We start from the raw sequence: 7,338 nt of genomic DNA on the forward strand, positions 1-7,338 counted from the left end.
GTGCGCGGTGAGCCGGCCGTGCAGCTCGTCCGCGCCGATGCCGTCGGCGAGGGCCGCCAGCACGACGTCGGCCTGGCTCGGCGGGGCGAGCCCGTCGAGCGGTTGGTCCCGGTCGAGGTTCGTCGGGAAGGCGTAGCCCTCGGCGCTCGCCGCGACGGCGTTTGCGACCTCCCGCTCGGGCCGCCCCCCTGCACGGGCTGCGACGAGCGCCGGATAGACCGACTCCACCACGCGCTGCCGGTCGACCGTCTCCATGGCCCGCCCGAAGGCGGACGAGATCTGGAGCAGGTTGGCCATGCGTCGGATGTCGGGCGACTGGTTCGAGCCGGCCGCGTGGAACAGGGCCGGGTTGAAGAAGACGGCATCGCCCTTGCCGAGGGGCAGCTGCACGTGGTGGTCGGCGAAATAGGCCTGGAACTCGGGCCGCTGGTAGGCGACGTAGCCGTGGGCGTACTTCTGGCTGTGCGGGAGGTAGAGCGTGGGCCCGGACTCGACCGGCATGTCGCAGTGCGCCACCGCACCCTGGAGCGTCAGCACCTGCGAGAGCGCGTGCACGTGCGAGGGGTAGCGCGCGCAGACCTCGCCGCTCTGGAAGCCGAGGTGGTAGTCGCGGTGCACGGTCTGGCCGGCGCCGCCGGGGTTGACGACGTTGACCTGCGAGGTGATTTGGTAGCCGGGCCCGAGCCACGCGGTCGCGGCAAGGGCGACGACGTCGTTGGAGTAGTAGTCGACGAARGCCTCGGGGTCCGCGACCGCGAGCTTTTCGAGGGCGTTCCAGACGCGGTCGTTCGCGCCGGGCTTGCCGAAGTGGTCACCGGACCGCGTTCCTGCCGAACGATGCTCGGCGATCATGGCGTCGAAGGCGGCAGTCACGCGGTCGATTGTGTCGGCGGCGAAGGCCTGCTCGAACACGACGATGCCCGGCCCGTCGGAGAGCGCTCTGGCCAGCTCCGCGAGCAGCTCGCGGAGCGTGGACGAGTCATGGAGCATGCCGTCCAGCCGGCTCGCGTCGTAGACGACGACGTCGCGCTCCAACCGCGCCGCGTGCGGATAGTCGGCTCGGCGGGTGCGGTCGGCGAGGACCTCGATGAGGTCCTCGAGGCGGCAGTCCTCGGGGAGCAGCCAGTGGGGGCTGCGGTCGGTGGTGACGGTCACGATGTCCTCCTCGGTGGGCATGGTCTGGGGCCTTGTTCCCAGCATGCGGCGCCGGGCCCGTCGCCGACGGCCGGAAACCCAACAGAAAGCCCTCAGCCCCGCCGCCGTGGGCGGCGTGGCCCGGCAGCAGCCCCGGACGCACCGTGTGCGCGACATCGGGCCCGCCTGCTGCCGGTCTGAGGGTCGCCCCCCTGGCGTCAGCGGACGACGAGTGCCAGCGCCGAGACGACGGTCGCAGCGAGCACGGCCTGGTCGAAGCGGGTCTGGCTGAGGCGACGTGCCGTGTGCAGCCCCACCCAGGTCCCGACGAGCACGAGCGGAGCGAGCAGTGCCGCGCGCCACAAGGTCTCGACGCTGAAGAGACCGAGCCCGACGCTGAACGGCACCTTGCACAGGTTGACCCCGAAGAAGAAGATCGCACTCGTGCCGAGGAAGCGGCGCTTCTCGACGCCCTGCCCGACGAGGTAGAGCGTCATGACGGGCCCGGCGGCGTTCGCCGTCATCGTCGCGAAGCCGGCGGCCGCACCCGTGCCGATCGCGGCAGCCTTCGAGGCGCCCACGCGGGCCGTGTCGGGTGAGCGCCAGGTCAGCACGAGCTGCAGCGCTGCGAGGACGAGCAGCAGTCCGCCGATGGCTCGGCGCAGCGTCGTGTCGTCGACCCGGGCCAGGAAGAGGGCTCCGAGTGCGAGGCCCGGCAGCACGGCGGGGATGAGGCGCTTAAGCAGTCCGAGGTCGGCGTCGCGGCGGTAGTGCCACACCGCCACGACGTCACCGACGAGGAGCAGCAGCAGGATGGCCGCCGTCGACTCCTTGGTCGGCAGGACGAGCGCGAAGATCGCGACGGCGATGCTCCCGACGCCCCCGATGGCGGTCTTGGCGAAGTGCTCGGGAGCCGCCCGGCGAGCCGGGCGAACGTCGCACTGACGGCGCTCCCCGCCGCCATCTGGGGATCGACGTATGCCGTGACGCAGCAGTGGCGCTCCCTCGTCCTCGGGTCGCTCAACATCGGCGTCTTCTACGCGCTGCTCTTCCTCGCGGCCGGCTTCCCCGCCGTCGTGCTCTCGTCGGTCGGCGCCCTCGTCATCGGCAGCGTCCTCGCCTCGCAGGGCCCTGCTCTTCCCAGCGCGGCCAGGACGGGTAAGGCTGTGGCATGGCTACCGACAGCGACCACACCTTCGACGTCATCGTCATCGGCCTCGGTCCGGGCGGTGAGCACGTCGCCGGCAGCCTCGCCGAGCGGGGCCTGCGCGTCCTCGGCGTCGACCGCAGGCTCGTCGGCGGCGAGTGCCCGTACTGGGGCTGCATCCCGTCGAAGATGATGCTCCGCGCGGCTGACGCCCTCGGCGAGGCGCGTCGCGTCGACGGCCTCGCCGGCTCGGTCGGTCAGGTCACACCCGACTGGTCGGTCGTCGCCAAGCGCATCCGCGAGGAGGCCACCGACAGCTGGGACGACCGGGTCGCCGTCGACCGGCTCACGGGCAAGGGGGCGACGTTCGTGCGCGGCACCGGGCGCATCGCCGGTCTGGGCCGGGTCGACGTCGACGGCACCGCCTACGCCGCGACGACGGGCATCGTCGTCAACCCCGGCACGACCGCTGCCGTGCCGCCGATCGAGGGCCTGCGTGACACGCCCTACTGGACCAACCACGAGGTCATCGAGGCCACGGAGCTGCCCGCCTCGATGGTCGTGCTCGGCGGCGGCGCGATCGGCTGTGAGCTGAGCCAGGTGATGGCCCGCTTCGGCGTCGACGTGACGATCGTCGAGGCCGCCGACCGCATCCTCGCGCTCGAGGAACCGGAGGCGTCTGCCGCACTGCAGCAGGCTCTCGAGGCCGACGGCATCACGGTGCGGCGGGGCGTCGGCGCCGACAGGGTCACCCACGACGGGTCCGGCTTCCAGGTCACGCTCACCGACGGATCGACCCTGGCGGCCGAGAAGCTCCTCGTCGCCACCGGACGCCGCGCCGACCCCGCCGCCGTCGGCCTCGACACGGTCGGCGTCGCGAAGGACTCGCGCACAGCCCCCGTCGACGACCGCTGCAAGGTCACCGACGGGGTGTGGGCGGTCGGCGACATCACCGGCAAGGGTGCCTTCACGCACGTCTCGATGTACCAGGCCGGCGTCGTCATCCGCGACGTCCTCGGCGACGACGGCTCACCGGCGGAGTATGCCGCCCTCCCGCGCGTCACCTTCACCGATCCCGAGGTCGGCGCCACCGGGATGACGGAGCAGCAGGCCCGAGACGCGCTGGACAACGTGCAGGTGGGCCTGACGCCCCTCGGCGAGACGACCCGCGGCTGGATCGCGAAGGCCGACGGCCTCATCAAGGTCGTCGCCGACGCCGACCGCGGCGTCCTCGTCGGGGCCACGACGATGGGACCGGCCGGGGGAGAGGTGCTCGGTGCGCTCGCCGTCGCGGTGCACGGCGCGGTCCCGATCGAGCGGCTGCGCTCGATGATCTACGCCTACCCGACCCTGCACCGCGGCATCGAGGACGCCCTCGGCCGCCTCGCTTGAGGACGCCGGGCCTCCTGGGGGACTGCGTCACTGCTGCACCGGGCGCAGCACTGACGCAGTGGCCGCCGGGTGGTGGGCGGATGACGATCCGGCAGCCTCCGGGCGACGGGCGTCCGGGGCTGCGTGGCCGTCCATCGCCGGGCGATACGGTGAGCGCATGGCACAGCGACTGYTCGCCCTCGACCTCGACGGCACGACCCTCAACCACATGGGTGAGCTCTCCGACCGCGTCCGCGACGCCGTCCGTGCCCTTCCGGACGACGTCGCCGTCGTCATCGCCACGGGCCGCTCGATCATCGCAACGATGCCGATCCTCGGGGCCCTCGGGCTGCGCGAGGGATACGCCATCTGCTCCAACGGCGCCCTGACCCTCCAGCTCGATCGGCATGCGGCAGAGGGTTACTCGATCATCGACATGGTCACCTTCGACCCACGGGCCGTGCTCGAGAAGATGCGGGTCGCGCTGCCCGACGCGCTCATCGCCGTCGAGGAGCCCGGTGTGGGCTTCAAGGTGAGCAAGCACTTCCCCGACGGCGAGCTGATGGGTCACTCGCGCGAGGTCCCGTGGGAGGAGCTCATCGCCCACCCCGTCACCCGCGTCACCCTCCGCCAGCCCGAGGCGACGGCGGAGGAGTTCATGGAGCTCGTCGAGCGTGCCGGTCTGCACGGGGTGTCGTATGCCGTCGGCTGGTCGGCGTGGCTCGACATCAACCCCGAGGGCGTGTCCAAGGCGAGCGCCCTCGAGCTGGTCCGGCGTCAGCTGCGCGTCGAGCCGATCCACACCGTCGCCTGTGGCGACCAGCGCAACGACCTCGAGATGCTGCACTGGGCCGCGTGGGGCGTGGCCATGGGCAACGCTCCCGACCAGGTCAAGGCCGTCGCCGACGAGGTCGCCGGTCACGTCGACGACGACGGGCTCGCGCCCATCCTCGAGGCCGTGGCCCGGGCCGCGCGGGACGGCGTCCCCTTCCGCGACGGGGTCGAGTCGGCCGCGACGGTCCGCCTCGAGCTCTAGGGTTCGTCGACAAGGCGGTTGGGCGTGTCGAGAACCGGCCGTCCCGCTCGACGTGGGGGTGAGGCGGGGCTCACCGACCCCGCACGGACGCCCAGCGAACCACCGAGGAGACCACCATGCGTTTCATGATCATCGTCCCGGCCGGCCCCGAGACCGAGCAGGGCCAGACCGGCACCCAGCAGCAGTTCGCCGACATGCAGGCCTACAACGAGCAGATGCTCAAGGCCGGCGTCTTCGTCGACGGGCAGGGGCTGCACCCGAGCGCCAAGGGCGCGCGCGTCACGTGGGAGGAGGGCGACTGGGTCGTCACCGACGGGCCCTTTGCCGAGGCCAAGGAGCTCATCGCCGGCTTCACGATCATCGACGTCAGCTCCCGCGAGGAGGCCATCGAGTGGCTCAGGAGGTGGCCGGCCTCGTGCGCGCCCGAGCCCGGCCTCGCCCTCGAGCTGCGGCAGGTCCTCGCGCCCGAGGACTTCGGCGACGAGTTCACCCCCGAGCTGCGCGAGCGCGAGGAGCAGATGCGAGCCGAGGCCGCCCGCAACGCGGCCCGCGCCTGACCGATCCGCACATCCGCCCGACCCCGCCCACGTGCGTGCGAGAGTGGCGGGGTGTCACCGACCACCGGCCCGCGCACCGACGACGTCGCACGCACGCTCGAGGCGGTCTGGCGCATGGAGGCCGCCAAGGTGACGGCCGTCGTCGCCCGCCTCGTCGGCGACGTCGGCCTCGCCGAGGACCTCGCGCAGGACGCGTTCGTGCAGGCCCTCGAGCAGTGGCCCCGCGACGGCATACCCAACAAGCCGGGCGCGTGGCTCACGTCCACGGCGCGACGGCGGGCCATCGACCGCATCCGTCGCGACGTCAACCTCGCGAGCAAGCTGCAGCAGGTCGGACATCTGGAGGAGCTGAGGGTGGCCGAGCTGGCCGAGGGCGACTTCGACGCGGCCCTCGAGGACATCGACGACGACGTCCTCGGCCTGATCTTCGCAGCGTGCCATCCGGCTCTCACCGCTCAGCCGCGGATCTCCTTGACCCTGAGGATGATCGGCGGTCTGACGACCCGCGAGATCGCCCGAGCGTTCCTCACCACCGAGTCGACCGTGGCGCAGCGGATCTCGCGGGCGAAGCGGACCCTCAGCCAGGACGGCATCACCGTCGAGATCCCATCCGGTGCCGAGCTGCCCCCGCGGCTCGCCTCGGTGCTCGAGGTCGTCTACCTCATCTTCAACGAGGGGTATGCCGCCACGTCGGGTCGCGACTGGGTGCGCGGTGACCTCATGGAGGAGGCCATCAGGCTCGGCCGCGTCCTGTCGGCGCTCGCGCCCGGCGAGCCCGAGGTGCACGGGCTGCTGGCCCTCATGGAGATCCAGGCGTCACGTACCCGTGCACGCATCGGCCGCGACGGCGAGGCGGTCCTGCTCCTCGACCAGGACCGGACGCAGTGGGACTGGGCCCTGATCCGGCACGCGCTCGCCGCGCTCGACCACGCCCTGTCACTCCTCGACACGGCGCAGGACGTGGCCGGGCCGTACGTCCTGCAGGCATCCATCGCGGCCTGTCACGCGCGCGCCCGCACCGCCGAGGGGACCGACTGGGCGCGCATCGTCGCGCTCTACGTCCAGCTCGGCGCGATCCGCCCGTCGCCGGTCATCGACCTCAACCGGGCCGTCGCGCTGTCCTACGCCGACAGCCCGGGCGCGGCGCTCGAGGTCGTCGACGGGCTCGTCGCCACCGGCGCCCTCGCCGACTACCACCTGCTCCCGAGCGTCCGCGGGGACCTGCTGGCGCGCCTCGGGCGCGACGACGAGGCCCGCGCGGAGTTCGCCCGGGCCGCCGAGATGACCCAGAACGACGCCGAGAGGGCGCTGCTCCGGCGCCGCGCGGCCGGCCACGTCTGAGCGATCAACCCGGGGCCGGGACCGCCCGAACACGATCCGAACACGACCCGGACCGATGCTTCACCTGCGTGGGGGAATGTAGGTCTCATGAACACCGACACGCGCCGGACGACCGGCCTGCTGCGCTCCTCCACCGCCCTCGGGGCTGCCGTCCTCGTCCTCGGCAGCCTCACCCTCGGCGCCTGCTCGAAGACCGATGCGAACGGCACCGCCACCAGCGCGGTCGGCGCCGGCCAGGTGCAGCACGACGCGACGAATGCCGTATCTGATGCCGACACCGTCGATCTCGTCGACGCGGCCCTCGAGACACCGGCCGTCGACAGCGCGACGCCGGGCGCCGACGCCCGTCAGGGCGACCGCAAGGCGCTGCGTACGCGGCTGCTGCGGGGCCTGCACGGCGTGTGGGTCACGAAGAGCAAGAGCGGCTTCGTCACCCACCAGGCGATCCGCGGCGACGTCACCGCGGTCTCGGCCGGCTCGATCACCGTGAAAGCCAAGGACGGCTTCTCACTGACCTTCGCGGTGGCTGCCGACACCAAGGTCCGCGCCCGCACGAACGGCAAGGGCACGGACTCGACGATCGGCGCCGTCAAGGTCGGTTCCAAGGCGCTCGTGACCGGTCTCGGACCGACGAACCCGAAGGCGCGCGTCGTCATCTTCGCGGCCACGACGTCCCAGCCCGGCAGCGCACCCTCCCCGAGCGCGACGAGCTGAGCCGCGGCGCCCCGCCGCAGACGGTTCCCCCCGTCGAG

7 protein-coding genes are annotated in these 7,338 nt (G+C 72.3%); 5 read left to right on the plus strand and 2 right to left on the minus strand.

The features are described 5' to 3' along the window. Together AC1DP0_RS15025 and AC1DP0_RS15030 are read right to left on the minus strand one after the other, a co-directional pair. Positions 1-1,155 (minus strand): phytanoyl-CoA dioxygenase family protein (locus AC1DP0_RS15025; RefSeq protein WP_478085472.1); only part of this gene is annotated, 1,155 nt, incomplete at its 3' end. 197 nt (positions 1,156-1,352) lie between these two features. Then, positions 1,353-2,261 carry a sulfite exporter TauE/SafE family protein gene (locus AC1DP0_RS15030; RefSeq protein WP_478085486.1) on the minus strand — a complete coding sequence of 303 codons (909 nt, stop codon included), beginning with the start codon at positions 2,259-2,261 and terminating at the stop codon, positions 1,353-1,355. A 44-nt stretch (positions 2,262-2,305) separates the two neighbouring features. Here AC1DP0_RS15030 and AC1DP0_RS15035 point away from each other — a divergent pair, with 44 nt between their 5' ends. The 5 genes from AC1DP0_RS15035 to AC1DP0_RS15055 all read left to right on the plus strand — a co-directional run bounded on the left by AC1DP0_RS15035 (position 2,306) and on the right by AC1DP0_RS15055 (position 7,300). Beyond that, positions 2,306-3,673, plus strand: a complete 1,368-nt coding sequence (locus tag AC1DP0_RS15035; protein ID WP_478085476.1) for a dihydrolipoyl dehydrogenase family protein — start codon at positions 2,306-2,308, stop codon at positions 3,671-3,673. A 157-nt stretch (positions 3,674-3,830) separates the two neighbouring features. Continuing rightward, a complete protein-coding gene (locus AC1DP0_RS15040) occupies positions 3,831-4,688 on the plus strand; it encodes an HAD family hydrolase (RefSeq protein ID WP_478085478.1) in 858 nt (285 codons plus the stop codon). A gap of 116 nt (positions 4,689-4,804) precedes the next feature. Continuing rightward, positions 4,805-5,245 (plus strand): YciI family protein, encoded by a 441-nt coding sequence (locus tag AC1DP0_RS15045; RefSeq protein WP_478085480.1) that lies wholly within the window; start codon positions 4,805-4,807, stop codon positions 5,243-5,245. A gap of 114 nt (positions 5,246-5,359) precedes the next feature. Further along, complete coding sequence (locus AC1DP0_RS15050) at positions 5,360-6,586, plus strand: RNA polymerase sigma factor (protein ID WP_478085489.1); 1,227 nt, start codon at positions 5,360-5,362, stop codon at positions 6,584-6,586. Positions 6,587-6,673: 87 nt separating this feature from the next. Further along, a complete protein-coding gene (locus tag AC1DP0_RS15055) occupies positions 6,674-7,300 on the plus strand; it encodes a hypothetical protein (RefSeq protein WP_478085482.1) in 627 nt (208 codons plus the stop codon). The last annotated feature ends 38 nt before the right edge of the window (positions 7,301-7,338 follow it).

Source organism: Terrabacter sp. P5_B1, from assembly GCF_056400505.1.